Annotated in this window: 14 protein-coding genes and 1 pseudogene; 7 read left to right on the top strand and 8 right to left on the bottom strand. The window is 54.9% G+C overall.

Annotated elements, in window-relative coordinates; all coding sequences use genetic code 11:
* Positions 1 to 3: 3 nt before the first annotated feature.
* The 3 genes from AC07XZ_RS16655 to AC07XZ_RS16645 all read right to left on the bottom strand — a co-directional run bounded on the left by AC07XZ_RS16655 (position 4) and on the right by AC07XZ_RS16645 (position 4,189).
* Complete coding sequence (locus AC07XZ_RS16655; RefSeq protein ID WP_102686676.1) at positions 4 to 1,053, bottom strand: NAD(P)-dependent alcohol dehydrogenase; 1,050 nt, start codon at positions 1,051 to 1,053, stop codon at positions 4 to 6.
* A 151-nt stretch (positions 1,054 to 1,204) separates the two neighbouring features.
* On the bottom strand, positions 1,205 to 2,053 hold the full coding sequence (locus AC07XZ_RS16650) for an AraC family transcriptional regulator (protein ID WP_102686677.1): 849 nt from the start codon (positions 2,051 to 2,053) through the stop codon (positions 1,205 to 1,207).
* Between the two features lie 168 nt (positions 2,054 to 2,221).
* A complete protein-coding gene (locus tag AC07XZ_RS16645; RefSeq protein ID WP_102686678.1) occupies positions 2,222 to 4,189 on the bottom strand; it encodes an alkyl/aryl-sulfatase in 1,968 nt (655 codons plus the stop codon).
* A 105-nt stretch (positions 4,190 to 4,294) separates the two neighbouring features.
* Here AC07XZ_RS16645 and AC07XZ_RS16640 point away from each other — a divergent pair, with 105 nt between their 5' ends.
* The 5 genes and pseudogenes from AC07XZ_RS16640 to AC07XZ_RS16620 all read left to right on the top strand — a co-directional run bounded on the left by AC07XZ_RS16640 (position 4,295) and on the right by AC07XZ_RS16620 (position 7,386).
* Positions 4,295 to 5,218, top strand: coding sequence for a LysR family transcriptional regulator (locus tag AC07XZ_RS16640; RefSeq protein ID WP_102686679.1), 924 nt, complete (start codon positions 4,295 to 4,297; stop codon positions 5,216 to 5,218).
* Between the two features lie 91 nt (positions 5,219 to 5,309).
* Positions 5,310 to 6,520, top strand: a pseudogene (locus AC07XZ_RS16635) (colicin E3/pyocin S6 family cytotoxin).
* A complete protein-coding gene (locus tag AC07XZ_RS16630; RefSeq protein WP_085688188.1) occupies positions 6,517 to 6,747 on the top strand; it encodes a DUF7683 domain-containing protein in 231 nt (76 codons plus the stop codon). Before AC07XZ_RS16635 ends, AC07XZ_RS16630 begins: the two are co-directional and overlap by 4 nt.
* 71 nt (positions 6,748 to 6,818) lie before the next feature.
* Positions 6,819 to 7,070, top strand: a complete 252-nt coding sequence (locus AC07XZ_RS16625; RefSeq protein ID WP_102686680.1) for a pyocin S6 family toxin immunity protein — start codon at positions 6,819 to 6,821, stop codon at positions 7,068 to 7,070.
* Positions 7,015 to 7,386 carry a colicin E3-like toxin immunity protein gene (locus AC07XZ_RS16620; protein WP_371921026.1) on the top strand — a complete coding sequence of 124 codons (372 nt, stop codon included), beginning with the start codon at positions 7,015 to 7,017 and terminating at the stop codon, positions 7,384 to 7,386. The genes AC07XZ_RS16625 and AC07XZ_RS16620 overlap by 56 nt, the downstream gene beginning before the upstream one ends.
* A 75-nt stretch (positions 7,387 to 7,461) precedes the next feature.
* On the opposite strand, the gene AC07XZ_RS16615 is transcribed toward AC07XZ_RS16620, so the two are convergent.
* Positions 7,462 to 8,793, bottom strand: coding sequence for an amidohydrolase (locus tag AC07XZ_RS16615; protein WP_102686681.1), 1,332 nt, complete (start codon positions 8,791 to 8,793; stop codon positions 7,462 to 7,464).
* 193 nt (positions 8,794 to 8,986) lie between these two features.
* On the opposite strand from AC07XZ_RS16615, the gene solA reads away from it, so the two are divergent.
* Both solA and AC07XZ_RS16605 read left to right on the top strand, forming a co-directional pair.
* Positions 8,987 to 10,150: an N-methyl-L-tryptophan oxidase gene (gene solA, locus AC07XZ_RS16610; protein WP_173892759.1), complete on the top strand. Its 1,164-nt coding sequence runs from the start codon at positions 8,987 to 8,989 to the stop codon at positions 10,148 to 10,150.
* A gap of 126 nt (positions 10,151 to 10,276) precedes the next feature.
* Entirely contained in the window at positions 10,277 to 11,095 is an 819-nt protein-coding gene (locus AC07XZ_RS16605; protein WP_102686682.1) for a DUF2971 domain-containing protein, read from the top strand.
* 194 nt (positions 11,096 to 11,289) lie between these two features.
* Here the strand turns inward: AC07XZ_RS16605 and AC07XZ_RS16600 are convergent, their stop codons facing one another.
* The 4 genes from AC07XZ_RS16600 to AC07XZ_RS16585 all read right to left on the bottom strand — a co-directional run bounded on the left by AC07XZ_RS16600 (position 11,290) and on the right by AC07XZ_RS16585 (position 15,922).
* Positions 11,290 to 13,308 (bottom strand): hypothetical protein, encoded by a 2,019-nt coding sequence (locus AC07XZ_RS16600; protein WP_158247725.1) that lies wholly within the window; start codon positions 13,306 to 13,308, stop codon positions 11,290 to 11,292.
* On the bottom strand, positions 13,265 to 14,413 hold the full coding sequence (locus AC07XZ_RS16595; RefSeq protein WP_102686684.1) for a DEAD/DEAH box helicase: 1,149 nt from the start codon (positions 14,411 to 14,413) through the stop codon (positions 13,265 to 13,267). The genes AC07XZ_RS16600 and AC07XZ_RS16595 overlap by 44 nt, the downstream gene beginning before the upstream one ends.
* Positions 14,403 to 15,215 carry a Hachiman antiphage defense system protein HamA gene (locus AC07XZ_RS16590; protein ID WP_102686685.1) on the bottom strand — a complete coding sequence of 271 codons (813 nt, stop codon included), beginning with the start codon at positions 15,213 to 15,215 and terminating at the stop codon, positions 14,403 to 14,405. The genes AC07XZ_RS16595 and AC07XZ_RS16590 overlap by 11 nt, the downstream gene beginning before the upstream one ends.
* Positions 15,216 to 15,559: 344 nt before the next feature.
* Positions 15,560 to 15,922 (bottom strand): DUF6124 family protein, encoded by a 363-nt coding sequence (locus tag AC07XZ_RS16585; protein WP_102686686.1) that lies wholly within the window; start codon positions 15,920 to 15,922, stop codon positions 15,560 to 15,562.
* Between the last annotated feature and the right edge of the window lie 155 nt (positions 15,923 to 16,077).

Below are 16,077 nucleotides of genomic sequence, written 5' to 3'. Positions count from 1 at the left end.
GGCTCAGCCAGCCAGCGTCGAGTTATCGATCACAAAACGATATTTCACATCACCCTGCAGCATCCGCTCGTAGGACGCGTTGATTTGGTCCGCGCGAATCAGCTCGATGTCGGAAACGATGCCGTGTTCGGCACAGAAATCCAGCATCTCCTGGGTCTCGGCAATGCCACCGATCATTGAACCGGCAATGGTCCGGCGCTTCATGATCAGGTTGAACACGTTCGGTGACGTATGCGGTGAGGCGGGCGCACCGACCAGCGTCAGGGCGCCGTCACGCTTGAGCAGCACCAGAAACGCGTCGAGATCGTGAGGCGCGGCGACGGTGTTGAGGATCAAGTCGAAGCTCTTGGTGTGCGCGGCCATTTCTTCGGCATTGCGCGATACCACGACCTCATCGGCGCCCAGTGCTTTTGCGGCTTCGCGCTTGGACTCGGAGGTGGTGAACGCCACGACGTGCGCGCCCATCGCATGGGCCAGTTTGATGCCCATGTGGCCCAGGCCACCGATACCGACCACACCGACCTTTTTGCCCGGCCCGGCGTTCCAGTGACGCAGCGGCGAGTACGTAGTGATGCCCGCACACAGCAGCGGCGCGACGGCAGCCAACTGCGCCTCAGGGTGACGGATACGCAGGACATAACGCTCATGCACCACGATGTTTTGCGAGTAGCCGCCGAGGGTCCAGCCCGGTGCGTCCGGGGTCGGGAAGTTGTAGGTGCCGATCATGCCGTCGCAGTAGTTTTCCAGACCGGTCTCGCAATCCTCGCAGTGTTTGCAGCTGTCGACGATGCAGCCGACACCCACCAGATCACCGACTTTGTAGTCGGACACATGGGCGCCGACTGCCGAAACGCGGCCGACAATCTCGTGCCCCGGCACGCAGGGGAATTGCGTCCCGGCCCATTCGGCGCGCACCTGGTGCAGGTCGGAGTGGCAGATGCCGCAGAAGGCGATGTCGATCTGCACATCATGGGCCGCCGGCGCGCGGCGATTGATCTGCATCGGCTCAAGGGGTTTATCGCCGGCGTGGGCACCGTAGGCGTGTACAAGCATGGGAACGTCCTCGAAGGATCAGTCGGACAGCCATCTTCACGTTCCGTGTCCCCATTCTGTTAGCGCATTTCTCCGGATTGCTTGCCTGATTCTGTTCGCAGTCGTGCGCATTTGCCCGACCTGCTGCACGAGCAGATCGGGCATGAGCAGGCTAGCGCAGCGGCACGTAGATATCCGTTTGCCACTGATCTTTCGGGGTCTCGGGGCTGATGCTCAAGTATTCGAAAAACAGTGGGTGATCACGCAATTCTTCGCCGCTGGCCGGTAACCAGTCACGGTAGATCGGGTAGATGGTTTCGCCGATGTGATCGGTGGAGCCCACATGACGGACGACGGCGCAGCGACCGGCGGGAATGATCAGTTCGCCGACATTGAATGCATTGGGCGCCACGGTGTCGTGAATCTCACCGCAAATCGCGAAATGAAAGTCTTGCGCTGGTGTCGTGTCGGGATTGCCATAGGGAATCCCGAACGTGCGGCTCGACGCCACGGGTGACTGGCCACTTTGCTGGCGCCACCGGATGAACGTTTGCACGCTTTGATTGAGAAGCCCTGGCGGGCCGCGGTGTTCGAGTGCGGCGACGCGAACTTCGGGGAAGTCGACAATTCGTACCTGCATGGCAATGCTCCTTGAGAAATGCGGAATGGCAAAGACCGAATGCCAGACCTTCCAGTCCGGTGCCTTGCGAAAGGCCCCGGGCGAGAGGCCGAGGGCTCGCTTGAATGCCCTCGAAAACGCCTCGGGACTCTCGAAGCCCGTATCCAGCGCGGCGTCCATCACCGAGAGGTGAGGCAGGGCGATCAAGCGGTGCGCCGCACGACGCAGGCGCATCAACTGCACATAACGAGAAACGGGCACGCCGACGAATACCGTAAATTGCCTGTGAAAGTGGAACTCGGAAAAGTTCGCAACCTGACTTAACGCCTTCACCGACAGGTCGCCTTCAAGGTTGGCGTCGATGTAGGCGAGTACCGCCGTGAAGCGTCTCGCGTAGGCCATTTGAGTCGGAGTGTCGGGCACGGTGTGGAAGTCCTGGAAATTCGGTCGGCCTTAGCATCGACGATCGCGGCCTGAATGCGCCTAGCCGTATTTGCTCAAGGCAGAAAGTCGGTGCTGACACACTGCACCGACTGGCCGAATCATTACACTCGCACGGTGCGTTGTGAATCAGTCGCGCGCCCGCGCAACAATCGCAAAATTCCCCGGCGCCTTTTCCAGCAGCCCCAGAAACCTCACGAGATCGACCTTGCTGCCTTCCACCTTCAGATCATCGGAGGTAAGCGTTTCCTTCAGCCCGGCGGTGCCCCCCAGCAACTGGACGAACAGGTCCTTGGTGACAGTCAGCGTTGCGTTGGCATTCTCTGCCGTCGGGCCTTTTCGATAGTGCAGCACGGCGTTCTCGATCCATAGCACGAACGATTCATTCGTATCGGTCAGCACCAGATTGAAGGTCCAGTTCTTGCCATCCGCCGCCGGCCCGTCGAGGCTTGCGGCCATGGCTTCGAGGAAGCGCTCAGTGGGGGTCTGCTTCATCAGTTCGATCAGATCGGAGCGTTTGACGCCCTTGGCTGGCGGGCCGTTGCGCAGCTCCATGGCCGCGGTCAGGTAGCTGTTGCGCCAGGTCGCCGATTCCGCCTGATAGCCCATCTGTTCGTACGCGCGGGCCAGCAGTTCTTTGGCGGCCGTGTCGTCGGGTTTGACGAGCACGGCCTGATCCAGCAGCTCGGCGACCCAGCGGTATTCGCCCTTGTCATAGGCTGCGCGAGCGGCTTCGAGCACCTTGGCATTGCCCCCCATCAATTCGACGTAGCGCTTTGCCGATTCTTTGGGCACCAGCGGATTCAAGTGCGCGGGGTTGCCATCGTAGGCGCCCAGGTACAGCTGGTAGATCGCCTTGACGTTGTGGCGCAGGTCGCCGTAATAGCCGCGAGTGCCGAAGTACGACGCCAGCGAATCCGGCAGCTGGATCTTGTCGGCGATCTCGTTGGGGGTGTAGCCGGCGTTCATCAGGCGCACGGTCTGGTCGTGCAGGTATTTGTAGACGTCGCGGTGCTTGGTGATGAATTCGCGGATCCGCTCGTTGCCCCAGATCGGCCAGTTGTGCTGACCGAAATAGACCTCGGTGTCGCCCAGTTCGTCGAGGGCGATTTGCGTGTATTCGGACCAGCGCAGCGCATCGCGCACCTTGGCGCCACGGATCGGCAGCAGGTTGTGCATGGTCTGCGCCAGCAGCTCCGCGCCGCCATACGCCTTGAGCGCGGGGATCGAAAAGGTCAGCTCGGCCGGGGCTTCCGCGCCGGGCATGTTGTGGAACACGAAGCTGACGCCGTCCAGCACCAGCGGCTGGATCGGCTGGTCGATGATCTGCGTCGGCGGCAGGATGCCCATGCTGCCGTAGGCGACGTTTTTGCCCAGACCGGTGTCGACGATGCCGGTGGCGCCCGGCGTCAGGTTCTTGCCGAACTGATACATCGAACGCCGCGCCATCGCCGGGCCCGCCAGGATGTTTTCGCTGGTGGCTTCCTCCATGAACCCGGCAGGCGCGACGATGGGAATATTGCGCTGGGCGACTTCGCTGCTTGAGGTGATGCCCAACACACCGCCGAAATGGTCGGCATGGTCGTGGGTGAAAATGATCGCGGTGACGGGCTTGTTGCCCAGATGCTCGCGCGCAAATGCCAACGCCGCTGCGGCAGATTCACGGGAGGTCAGCGGGTCGACCACGATCCAGCCGGTCTGCCCGTCGATCAGCGTCATGTTGGCGATGTCGAATCCGCGCAACTGGTAAATCCCATCGCGAACCTTGAACAGACCGATCTGCGCGTTGAGCATCGCGTGCCGCCACAGGCTCGGGTTGACGGTGGCTGGCGCCTGGCCTTCGACGAAGCGGTACGCATCGAAATCGATCAGCACATTGCCGTCGGAGCTGAGGATCTTGCCGGTGGGCCGGGCGATGAAACCGCGCTGGGCATCTTCCATGTCCCGGTTGTCGCTGAGGTCCAGGCCCTTGATCGACGCCTGGATCACCGCTGCCGTGGCGGGCGTGGCGTCGCCGGCTGCGACGCTGGGTTTGTTGTCACAGCCGCCGAGGGACACCAGCGTCAGGGCGAGGATCGTGTAGAGGGTCGGTTTCATTCTTGTTGTTCTCCGAGGGTCGAATGCGCTCCAGCCTAGGGGCAGGGCGGTGATGTATCCAATGCATTGTTTACATCCGGATAATGCGTCGCTAGCATCGGGCGAATGGACCTCAAACGACTGTCACACCTTCTCGCGCTGGCCGATGAACGCCATTTTGGCCGAGCGGCCGAGCGCGTGCACCTCAGCCAGCCAGCCCTGAGCCGCAGCATTCAGGCGCTGGAGAGCGAAACCGGGCAGCGCCTGTTCGACCGCGACAGCGGCGATGTCCGCCCGACGCCGGCGGGAGAGTTTCTGATCGAGCGGGCGCGGCGGCTGCTGTTCGATGCCCGGTCGCTGGAGCGGGACATGGCGCTCTACAGCGATCGCCAACTGGGCAGCCTCGCCTTTGGCGTCGGACCGTTCCCGTCGGCCATGTTGATGCATCAAGTCGTGCCGCGACTGCGCCTGGATCACCCGGCAGTCACTCTGCGCGTGGAAGTGAACAACTGGCAGATTCTCGAAGCGCGGCTGCGCGCTGAAGGGATCGAATTCTTTGTTGCCGATATCCGCAATTTCACGGCGGAATCCGATCTGCTGATCCGTTCGCTGGGCCAGGTTTCGGCAGGCTTCTTCGTGCGTCCGGAGCATCCGCTGGCCGGGCGTAAAGTGGCGATGGGCGAGCTGGAAGGATATGGCATCGCCACGACGCGCTTGCCCGAAGTCGTGAAGCTCGAGACCGCCCGAACCCTCGGCATCTCCACCCGCCAGGCGCTGCCCATCGTGCTGGAGTGCGACGACGTGGCCCTGCTCAAAACCGTCGCTGGTTCAACCGACACCATCCTCGGCGTCATTCATGGCGCTGTGGCTGAAGACATTCGGGTGGGGCGTTTGATCGAGCTTCATGTTGTCGACCGGCCGGGATTTCATTCTGAAATCGGCGTGGTGAGCTTGCAGGGCAGGAGCCTGTCGCCGACGGCTTTGTGTGTGATTGAGGCGGTCGTTGCCGAGATGCAATCCGTTCACGTCGAACAATCCCCACGTCTTTAGAGATACGTCCTACAGCCATGATTTTCCTGGTTCGTTAACGTCGTGCGGCCTCTTGCGAGGGGATGCCGATGCATGAACGAAAGGACAATCAGTGGCTGGTCAAAAGGACATTCCCCGGGTTCCCAACCCACCGGCGGGCGACGGGCATCACGTCACTTACCGCTACATGACGGCCACCGAACTGGCCGATCAGCAAGACCGACAAGACAAGTACGACGCCATGCTGGCGAGACAGGAGGCCTTCGAGCGCAGCCGTGAGGTGGCGGCGAACAAGCCTGAGCCGGTGCGCGCCGGCTGCGTGTTTGCCAAGTCGTGCAAGCTGCCGGACGCGATCATCGATTACTCGAATCCTTCGGGGATGGTGCCGACTGATAGCCTGAAGGATTACGGCGAGCTGATTTTGCTCGGTGGCCGTGAGGCCGATGACAGCGGTGGCGTCGCACTCAAGAAAATAAGCGGCACCGCAATCCCTGCGGGGCTGGGCACTTTCGCCCTTGCCGGTGAGGCGTTCAAGGCATTGCCCGCGATGGCCTCTGCTGCTGTCATCAGCCCGTTGCTCGGTTTGGTGGCGATGTTCATGCCCTCGAACCTGGGCGACAGCGCGCTCTATACCGAAGACCAGTTGCTCGCCCTCAAACAGGCCCGAACCCGTGTGCGTCTGCGTGTTGAACAGCAGGCCGATGGCAGCCTCAAGGGCTACGGCTTCTACACCGGCAAGAATCGTGATTGGGAGATGGTTGATGTCGTGCAGTTCGCTGCACGTGGTAGCCGGTTTATTGCGGATCTTGGCGAAGGTGTTGAGCTGGTCTGGACGCCTGCCGTGGACGGTTCCGACATCCTCGGTATTCCGGCACTGGAGGCTGCTCCGCAGGCGCCGCATATCTGGGTGTATCCGCCGACGAAAGCGGCGGACGGGATTCTGGTGAATCCGGTTTATCCGCCGGAGTATCGGGATTTCATTCTGGTGTTTCCGGCAGAGTCAAGGCTTAAGCCGGTATACATTGTTGTCAGCACCCACGCGGGGACCACGAGTACCATCCGGCTCCTGACGTGCTCCCAGCCTTTCCTGATGCAAGAATCGTAGGCCGTAAAACGTCTGTACAAGGTGGTGGGGCGAAGCGCAAAAGATGGAAAACTGCAAAGGGCTTGATTCTTGAGTGGGACTCTATGCACGGTACGGTCGAAAAATATGATGCGAGAGGTAAACACCTCGGAGAGTTCGATCCGAACACAGGCGAGCCGACATCAACAAAAAAGAATAAAAAATCTAAAAAAGGCAAGAAAAGGAGCGTTGAACCTTGAGATTTTTAGTAGAAGCTTTTGACATCGAGACAGACTTCCAGGCTTTCGTTATCGAATTGCCACAGGGATGTGATGAGCAAATCAAAGCCATCATGGGTTGGAAAGAAGAACCGCAGGGGTGGGAAGGCTATGATTTGAGCCAGCCACAAATGCAAGCAATCGAAGAGCTTGTCGGTAGGTCGATTGAGGATCGAAATTTCTATTTCCAACTGACATGCAATGTATAGACAGAAAAAGTAAAGGGGGCGGATCTATTCACGAGAATATATTTGGCCTTTTTTTCATGAAGGAACAAGCGATGCTCTTCCTTTCAATAACCGGCTTTTACCCCGGTCACGTCCAAGACGACACGCTGCAGTTCGAGCTGGATATCGACGGTAGCGAAATGAATGAAAAAGTTGCGCAACTCATTGAGTCCAAGCCCCTGAGCGAACTGGAACCAGGTGAGTTGTTACTGCGCGAGGATCAGGTAGCGGCACTGGGAGCCCTGCTGGATGTCAGCTTCCCGAGCGGTCTGGAGTATTTCATGGGCACCTGTGCGAAGTACTGATAATGCGGAGAGCAAAGGGGACGGGGCCACCGTCCCTTTTTTCGTCAAAAAAGATATTTGTGAGAAAGAGATGGGACTGGAGCTGAGACTGGAGTGGTACGACACTGCAACCCTGGAATTCCAGGGCGAGGAGACGTCAAAAGATCTGGGGGATGATGAATCAGTATTGAATGCCTTAGGCATTCCAGTGGAGGGCAACATCAATAATGGCGGCTTCAACGTCGTCGAACAGTGGGTTGCGACCATTCAGCCGTACTTTCAACATCAGATCGCTCTGAGTACCAACGACTACCAAATTTCGTTTGACTACAGTTAGTACCCGCAAAGGGGACGGATGTATTTACGAAAATACATCCGTCCCCTTTTCACATTTATCCTTAACTGGAAAGAGTCAGCCCCGCTGACCCCGCCCCGGATAATTGAGCACAAACTGCACATGCGCTTTCACTCCGGTGGCCAGTGTCGCGTCATCGGCGGTGAAGTAGGGGCTGTGGTTGTTCGGCGCCTTGCTCATGTCCTGGCCTTCCGGCGTTGCGCCGAGGAACACGAACAGCCCCGGCACTTTGCGCGCGTAGTAGGAGAAGTCTTCGCTCGGCGACAGCGAGGCGGGCAGGCGCTCGACCTTGCCCGGTGCTGCCCGTTCAAGGGCCGGGATCATGGCTTCGGTCAGGGCCGGATCGTTGGTGGTTACCGGCGCATTGTTCACCAGCAGCAAATTGGCCTGGGTCTCGTAGGCGCTGGCGATGCTGTTCACCAGCGGCGGCATCTTTTTCAAGATCGTGTCGCGGATGTCGGCGTTGTTGGTGCGGATGGTCCCGGTCATTTCCACGGACTCGGGAATGATGTTGGCCGCCGAACCGCCATTGATCGTACCGACGCTGATCACGCCCATGCCTTGGGTCAGGTCGATGCGCCGACTGACCAGCGTCTGCAATCCGCTGATGATGCCTTGGCTGGCGACAATCGGATCGACACCGCTCCAGGGCGCCGAGCCGTGAGTCTGCTGGCCCTTGACCGTGATGCGGAACGAGTCGCTGCTGTTGAGCACGGTCCCGGATTTGTAGAACAGATGCCCGGTCGGATAACCCGCCATCACATGCACCCCAAACACCGCTTCGACCTTGGGCGAATCGAGCGCGCCATCGCGGATCATCGCTTGCGCACCGATCAGAGTGTCCGTCTGGAACTCATCGACGTCAGCCGCGCCTTCTTCAGCCGGCTGAAACAGAAACACCACCGTCCCGCGCACCTGATCGCGATGCTCGGCCAGCACCTTCGCGGCGCCCAGCAACATGGCGGTGTGGGTGTCGTGCCCGCAGGCGTGCATCACCGGCACGCTCTTGCCGAGCCGCGTGCTGGTGGCCTGGCTGGCGAACGGCAGGTTCGTCATCTCCTTGACCGGCAGTGCATCCATGTCGGCGCGCAACGCCACGACCGGCCCCGGCAATCCACCTTTCAGCACCCCTACAACACCCGTCTTGCCGACCCCGGTGCGCACTTCAATATTCGACGCCTTCAACCGCTCGGCCACCAGCGCGGCGGTCTTGAACTCAAGATTGCCCAGCTCTGGATGCTGATGAATCGTGTGGCGCAGGTCGACGACTTCCTGATTGACCGCGCTCACGGCGCTATCGACCCACGGCGCATCGGCGGCATGACTGGCAGTGGCAACAAACGAAGACAGAACGGCGAGGCACAGCGAGGTTTTGCAGAAACGGATCAAGGCGGGACTCTCTCTTATGGTTTTTATTGGCGTCAGAGGGTATGCCGCGATGCAAGACGGAACAAACGAGTCTGGCCGGTAATCGCACGGCTTTTGGATTTTCGCGTTTTTGCCAGCGCGCGGCGTTCAGCGGATTGTTTTCCAGCGCCCGATCCGCTTCACTGTGGCTCTTTTGCCTGAGCGGAAATCAATCATGGAACGATGCGAAGCACTGGTCATCGGCCTCGGCGCCATGGGCGCGGCCACGGTGTATCAACTGGCGAAGGCCGGGGTCAACGTGGTCGGCATCGACCGCCACCATCCGCCGCACACATTCGGCTCCAGCCATGGCGACACCCGCATCACCCGGCTGTCCGTGGGCGAGGGCGCGCAATACGTGCCCATCGTGCGCAACTCCCACCGCATCTGGCGCGAACTGGAAGCGCTGTCAGGCGAGTCCCTATTCGAACAGACCGGCCTGCTGGTGCTGACCTCCAGCCCCGACTTTGATCCCGCCGACGAAACCGACTTCACCCTGCGCACCATCGCCCTCGCACAGACCTACGGCATCGAACACGAAGTCCTCGACGCTGCCCAGATCCGCCAGCGCTTCCCGCAGTTTGCCCAGGTGCGCGACGACGCCATTGGCTACTTCGAGCCCGAAGGCGGTTTTGTACGGCCCGAGCGCTGCATCGACGTGCAACTCAGACTGGCCGAACAACACGGCGCCACGCTCTATAAGGGCGAGACCGTGACTCACATCAGCTCGGACGAACAGGGCGTCACCGTCACCACCGACCAGCGCACCGTGTGGGCGAACAAATTGGTGGTCACCGCCGGCAACTGGGCGGGCGGCTTGCTCGGCGCGCCGTTCGACAGACTGCTCAGCGTCTATCGGCAAAAACTGTTCTGGTTCGAAACCGAGCCCGACGCGGGACTGGTCGGCCACTCACCCACGTTCATCTTCACACACGGCCCGGACGACGATTTCTACGGCTTTCCCGCGTTGCCGGGGGAGGGCAGTTTGAAAGTGGCGACGGCGCAGTATCACAGCACGTCCACGCCTGAGACTCTGGATCGCACAGTCTCGGCCGAGGAAGAACGCGAGATGTACGAACAGCAAGTGCAGGGGCGGATTGCCGGGCTGACGGATCGGGTAGTGAAGTCAGCGGTTTGCGCCTACACCGTCACGCCGGATCGGCATTTCATCATTGATGAGCATCCACGGTTGCAGCACACGTTGGTGGTGTCGGCGTGCTCCGGTCACGGGTTCAAACACTCGGCGGCGCTGGGGGAGGCGTTTGCGCAGTGGTGTTTGCGGGGGGAGAGTGAGCTGGATCTTTCGTTGTTTTCGGTGGGGCGGTTTGAGGGGGAGTGACGGTGCTTGCAAGTGACTGCTTTCGGCCATAAGCGGACGTTAAAACGGTCGCTAATGCCAGCAGCGGATAGTGGACAGACTGATGGCGAAGCAGTAGCGTCAGGTTTTATCTAGGAATTTGAACCCATGTCATCGCCGCTGCACCTCTACAAGTACGAGCGCTTTACCGCACAGTCGCTTCAGAACCTGAAGGATCAAATAATTTATTTCGCTTCCCCGCTCGCTTTCAACGACCCTTACGACTGCGCGCTTTCACCCCGAATCAAGGAGCCAACTGACGCCGATGTTGAGAAACTACGAAGCCATTACTTAGCGAAGACCGAAATCGAAAATGGAGTTCGGCGAGAGTTCGAGAAGGCATCTCCTGCTGTACTTCGGGATATGCTCCTTCGCATAGGTCGAAAAACCTTAGATGACATGATCAAAAGGTTTCTTTCACAACGTGGGGTCAGCAGCTTTTCAGAGAAGAAGGACAACTTGTTGATGTGGTCCCATTACGGCGATCATTGCAAAGGTTTCTGTCTGCAATTTTCAACTTCGGCCGATCCATTTCACAAGATTAAGAAGGTCCGCTACACACAAGACATGCCTATTATCGACATCGTTCCAATCCTATGCGGTGAAGACTCCGACCCTGTATCCGATCTCTATTGTACAAAAGCGATTGATTGGGCTTACGAGCACGAGTGGCGTGCTATTCATAGCCAAGCTGGCACGGCGTATCGGTATCCTTCAGAAGCACTCACCGGCATCTACTTCGGCCCAGACATGCCCCACACTGCGATTGAGATTATCGCGTTAGTTCTCGCAGGACAAAATGAACATGTCCAGCTCTTCCAGGGTTCGCGTAGCAATTCTAACTTCTCAGTTGAATTTCAGCCCATAAAATACATGTCACATCTGGAAGCTAAGCGGCTAGGATTGCTGGGAGTAGCAGGTACGTAATCACCCACTCAAATTGCACCCTCGAACCACGACTTCACCATGATTTTTCGCACTTAGTGTTTTGGGCAAGAGCGGTTTAAGTTCCTTCTCAAATCTTCAGAAATTACCTTTTCCTACACAGCCGATCCGAGATCGTCAGGGTTAAGCAAGAAGAGCCTTCAAATTCGCTGAGCGCTCCTATTCGTCAGGACAGATCAGCCAAAAAAACTTGGCGCTAAAAACGCGCTAGGCAACATTGACAGAGCATCCTTTAAAACTTCCTTGTTGTTTTTTAATATTTTGTAATCAATGATATTTTTGTTTTCTCGAACGCTTTCTAATTTCTGGCTGACGAACTTGCATACCTCTCTATCAGGGAAGCCTTGCCCATGCAACCAAATTTTGAACTCGTCTGATAGGCCGAACTTAAGCTGATTTTGAAGCAATCTTGCATGGTTAAGCAATGTTTCATTCATAGCCTTGCCTTCGACGATATCTCCGACAGCTCCAACTATTAACATCCCATCGTAAGAGAGAGAAGAGCAAAAGTCTACAATATGCTCTTGAGTAATAGAGTAGTAAGTGTTCTTTGCCCTGAAAGAAAAACTGTTTGATTTGGCGTAAGCCAGGATCTCTGCGTAACTGATTTCATTGCACCACTGAGCGGCAATTTTTACCGCCTCTTCCTGCGGATAGATATTAGAAGTAATTTTCTTTCTAGAAAACATTGTGATTAAGGGCCAGCACACTTCAAGAAAGTCTTGAGGAGAGTCGCAAAATTCAAGTTCAAACAATTGAGACTCTATCCAACTCTCAATGTAAATAAGCTGATCAAGCCCAAGTAAGGTTCGCCCATAATAGGAGAATTTTTCTACAGGTATCACGCTCAACCTTGAATGGATCGCAGAAAATATCGCCACCAACTGATCTTTAGCGACGTCAGTGGCAAGATAGTAAGCAAGTGTTTCGTAAGCGAGGTCTAGAAAGTACTCCGTCGACAGCAAAGTGCTGTCATCCTTCAAGGTTGACATGAAATAGCTTTCAATGGAATGAAGGACTTCCTCCTTTTTATCGAAATCTTGCATTAGCTCAATTGAGCTATCCTCAGGAATTGCGTTTTCCTCGCACCATTTACGCCATAATAATCTTTCGCTCAGCGGATTTAAAACAAAGTCGAGAACGTCATTTTCACCTTTTATCAAAGGGAATGGCTGAACTATCTCCATCAAGCTGCTCATGCAGTCTTCAGCGTTATTAAAATTCAAAAGCTTTAGTGTTCTTTCCCATTTTTTACCTCCACTCCAATGAAAGCGATTGTCGTAAATTTTTGGATCGGTAAAAATTATAATTCCTTCAGTGTGATAGCCAGCTCGTCCAGCTCGACCGATCAGGTTTTGGAACTCTCTAGTGGAAATCCTTTTACCACCTTGCATCAAGTTTGAGATTAGAAGATATTTGATAGGAAGATTCACACCCTGAGCGAGAGTCGAGGTGCAAGCGACGAGGTGTCCGGCCCCCTTGTTCATAGCCCATTCAACCGCGATTCTGAGTCCATTTGGAATGGCTGAACTGTGAGGTAATACTCCCAACGGAATGGATTCAGAAAAAATGTGTTGATCTGAAAAGTGTAGATTTGACAGGAACGCAATTTTCTGTAGTTCATCGGCGTCTGAAACTGAGCTTGGTGTAGGAAGTGATAATCCTCGCTTGTACACATCTACAACATTTGAACATAGACTAATGACTGTTCTTTTATCGCCGCAAAATATAGCTGTTGGCCCTTGTTGACACAGTCGAAGTCCCAGATAGCAAGAAATGGACTGAACTTCGGTCTTTATTGGAAACAACCGAGGCCTCCATTCTTTCCCCCGCAGAGCAAGGCTTGACTGTTGGATTATCTTTGGGACATATAAGCCGCTATCGCGTTTATTGTCTGGCCGGAGGTAACTCAGTTGGCCCATATCGTGAAACCAGCTCAGAAAAGCTACACTTTTGATAGATGGCAGCCAATTACTACCTTGGATACTTAGGCTGGACTCCCCATTTAGCCAGTCGCCAATAGTTCCTGCATTAGACATAACCGCTGAAATCAATACTTTCTGCGCATTCTCAGGTATTGTTTTTTTCAGCGAAGCAATCAAGAGCTCGTAGGTTACCCCCCTTTTCCCGCTATCAAATTGATGGCCCTCGTCAAATATCAACAAGTCGATTTTTTTTTGCGAGACTAGGCTCATGCCTAAGTAGATAAACTAACTTCTCCGGAGTTGAAACAATCACAGTATGATCGTGTTTTCCTTTAAAATCTTCACCAAGCAAAAATTTAAGAAATTCCTGCTCATCCTCATCCACACTTGTTACATCTCTAAGCTCGTTGATGTTTACAGAGTCATGCTCAAAGGATTCCATGAACCCCTGAGTAATTTCTCGGCATAATGCACGAAAAGGGGCGACTATCACCGCTAGTTTTGCACGGCCTGATAGAAAACCGCTCCGAATTATAAGTTCGATGGACTTGGTTTTACCCGCGCTAGTGGGCATCTGCATAACTGCTGACTCGCCCTTCAACACTCCCAGGCGTCCCACTAAGCGCTGCGCAGGCCAGAACTCCTTCATAAACTTTTCGTTAGCGAGCGTTTGATGCCATCGATTCTGCTCCAATCCGGTATACTTAGGTAAGCAAATCAATGACGAATTATTGATTTTTCTTTTGATTAGAGCATTGATAGTGTCGACCAGCAACACCTCACGATCTGAGCCGCTCGCATAGACAGTACTTCGAAATTCATTCAGCTCGTCTTCTACATCTGATAGATCTGCCTCCGTATTTATAAATGCGCGGTAAGCCATTGCTAATCTGCGAATCTGGTCGTTATAGCTCCCCAATGAAGCAAGAGCGAAGTTTTGGTTCAGTTCGGATTTTAGCAACCACACTAATAAGCATTCCAGTCTGCTGCTTGTCAGCTCTGGGGGATTTGTTGCAACTGCCCTGGCTAAAACCAATGAACTACCAGGCATATCGGCAAGATAATAGGAAGCGGAGCTCAAAATCTTTAAATATTCATCTATTTCAGTTGTCAGCCGAGACAGACTTAAGGATTCAAAAAACTGTCCAGCAAGTACTAATTGTTGCTTCAGTTCTTGTTTATGTCCTTCGCGTTCATCTGAAGGGCGGGATTCAAGTGCAGCCAACTCCCCGAGCACTCCAATTGTGAATACTAGCAATCGCTTAGGATCCTGAGGAAGGTCAACGTGATATTCCTCTTCAATCCCAAACTCATACTGTTTTGCTTTAGCACGTGTGATATCAAGGATTTCACGTCCCTTATTTTCAAGCTTCATCTGCCGCTCTCCGATACAGCTCGTGAATCAGTGACATCAGCTCAGCCCCACTCACTATGAGTAGCTCCAAGCTATCGGCGCTAGGATGATTGCCAGCATGTGAGGCACTTACGACGCTCTCGTGCAGCGATGACGAGGTGTAAACTGCAGCAGCGCCATACTTACGCTTGCAAGGGAAATCAGGCTCGCGCTGGAAGCGCTCTATCAAATCGACCCCATCATAATCTCGTCGATCAAACAACCTCTGACGCATGGCATTTAAAGACTCTGCGATACGGACTTCGTCTTTAACGGAGTCATCAATTGCATTTTGAAGTACGTTGACTTTTGTCTTTTCAGTTACTTTTGCCTTGACTTCAAATATCAATAACTCATCGTTTTCACTGATTACGTTCGGCGTTTTTTTAAACGCGATTACGTCTGACCCCTTGATAGATTCATTTGCAATGATCTTACGATCATAGCGCGTTCGAGGGACTGCGTAATTTCTAATGTATTGAAGATAATCGGCTATTAGAATTTCTGCAAAATCCCCGGCTCGAATGCTAGGGCCTGGAGCAATCGATTCACCGGGAAATTTTTCGGTTATTAAATATTCAGACTTGGTCTTTGTGGGATTTTTTAAGTAACGTATTTCTTGGTCGTTGCAATAGTGATTTCTAAAATGTCTCGCCCAATCGGACATTATGGAACTATCCATTGCGTTATGATTGAATCGATAAACTTTGATTGAGCGCCCACACGCCGAGGTATAGGTTTCATTGTGCTCAAGCCAAGTGAGGTGGGCTGCCAGCGATGTCATTGCACGTCCTATGTGTACGCCAGCATGAGGCATTCTCAACGACGTATGAAGTCATATTGCCATAACCCTTTCACCTGTACAGTGCTCGCTATCGCTTCTCCCACCGGCGAACAACCAGTCTCCGCTAGCGATTTCTTTCCTCAATCATGCACAGCGGTAGTCATAACGAATCGTGGCTCATCTCTGTTGGTGAACTTTACTCCCTATTTATTGAGGCATGAGCGGGAGCTAATGGCCGGAAGCTGTCGCTCATGAACGTCCGCTTATGGCCGATAGCTGCCATTTAGTGTGGCAGCTTCGGCTGGCATCGTTTTCTCAAGCCGTCATGACGGACGGCTTAGCTTTCAGGTCTTCACCTCAACATGATCCAACGCCTGATTCACCGCCAACTCACTCAACATCACCAACTGCGCAATCCCGATCGCAGTCTTGCGATGGGCAGGCTCCAGAGTCGCCGCAAAGTTATTAAGCATTTCACTGGCGGATCCCAATGATTCGCTGGCGTTGGCCAAGAGGGATTCAGTGTTGTAGGCCGGGTTGGCCATGTACATGGGGTCGTGTTTATGGTGGCTGCCCATGATCCGTTGCTGCGGAGTTAGGTAGTGATCAAGCGCGCGTTCTGCCGCTTCGTTGAGCGTTCGGGAATCGGGAAATTTGTAGGGAGAAACCGGATCGCTTTCCGGTGGGTTCGGTGTTGGTTTGAACATAGATGAATCTCCAGCACTTATTAAATGGGAGTCATCCACTCTCGCTACCAAACGAGGGGTGGCGACCATACGCAGGTTGGTAGACCGGAGCACTGGAACCGGCGCTTCCGAAGAAGCCCTGAGCATGGCCACCATAAATCCAGTCGCATGAATGC

It is taken from the genome of Pseudomonas sp. GW458-11-26-14-LB4, assembly GCF_059423925.1.
This window is presented reverse-complemented; position numbering and strand designations above follow the sequence as displayed.

What these genes read in the sequence shown, in the direction of transcription:
- AC07XZ_RS16625 (WP_102686680.1), top strand. Translation starts at nt 6,819, where the DNA reads ATGCTCTTCCTTTCAATAACCGGCTTTTACCCCGGTCACGTCCAAGAC.
- AC07XZ_RS16640 (WP_102686679.1), top strand. Translation starts at nt 4,295, where the DNA reads ATGGACCTCAAACGACTGTCACACCTTCTCGCGCTGGCCGATGAACGC.
- AC07XZ_RS16595 (WP_102686684.1), bottom strand. Translation starts at nt 14,413, where the DNA reads ATGAAGCTTGAAAATAAGGGACGTGAAATCCTTGATATCACACGTGCT.
- AC07XZ_RS16650 (WP_102686677.1), bottom strand. Translation starts at nt 2,053, where the DNA reads ATGGCCTACGCGAGACGCTTCACGGCGGTACTCGCCTACATCGACGCC.
- solA (WP_173892759.1), top strand. Translation starts at nt 8,987, where the DNA reads ATGGAACGATGCGAAGCACTGGTCATCGGCCTCGGCGCCATGGGCGCG.
- AC07XZ_RS16585 (WP_102686686.1), bottom strand. Translation starts at nt 15,922, where the DNA reads ATGTTCAAACCAACACCGAACCCACCGGAAAGCGATCCGGTTTCTCCC.
- AC07XZ_RS16600 (WP_158247725.1), bottom strand. Translation starts at nt 13,308, where the DNA reads ATGAGCCTAGTCTCGCAAAAAAAAATCGACTTGTTGATATTTGACGAG.
- AC07XZ_RS16645 (WP_102686678.1), bottom strand. Translation starts at nt 4,189, where the DNA reads ATGAAACCGACCCTCTACACGATCCTCGCCCTGACGCTGGTGTCCCTC.
- AC07XZ_RS16620 (WP_371921026.1), top strand. Translation starts at nt 7,015, where the DNA reads ATGTCAGCTTCCCGAGCGGTCTGGAGTATTTCATGGGCACCTGTGCGA.
- AC07XZ_RS16655 (WP_102686676.1), bottom strand. Translation starts at nt 1,053, where the DNA reads ATGCTTGTACACGCCTACGGTGCCCACGCCGGCGATAAACCCCTTGAG.
- AC07XZ_RS16590 (WP_102686685.1), bottom strand. Translation starts at nt 15,215, where the DNA reads ATGACATCGCTGGCAGCCCACCTCACTTGGCTTGAGCACAATGAAACC.
- AC07XZ_RS16605 (WP_102686682.1), top strand. Translation starts at nt 10,277, where the DNA reads ATGTCATCGCCGCTGCACCTCTACAAGTACGAGCGCTTTACCGCACAG.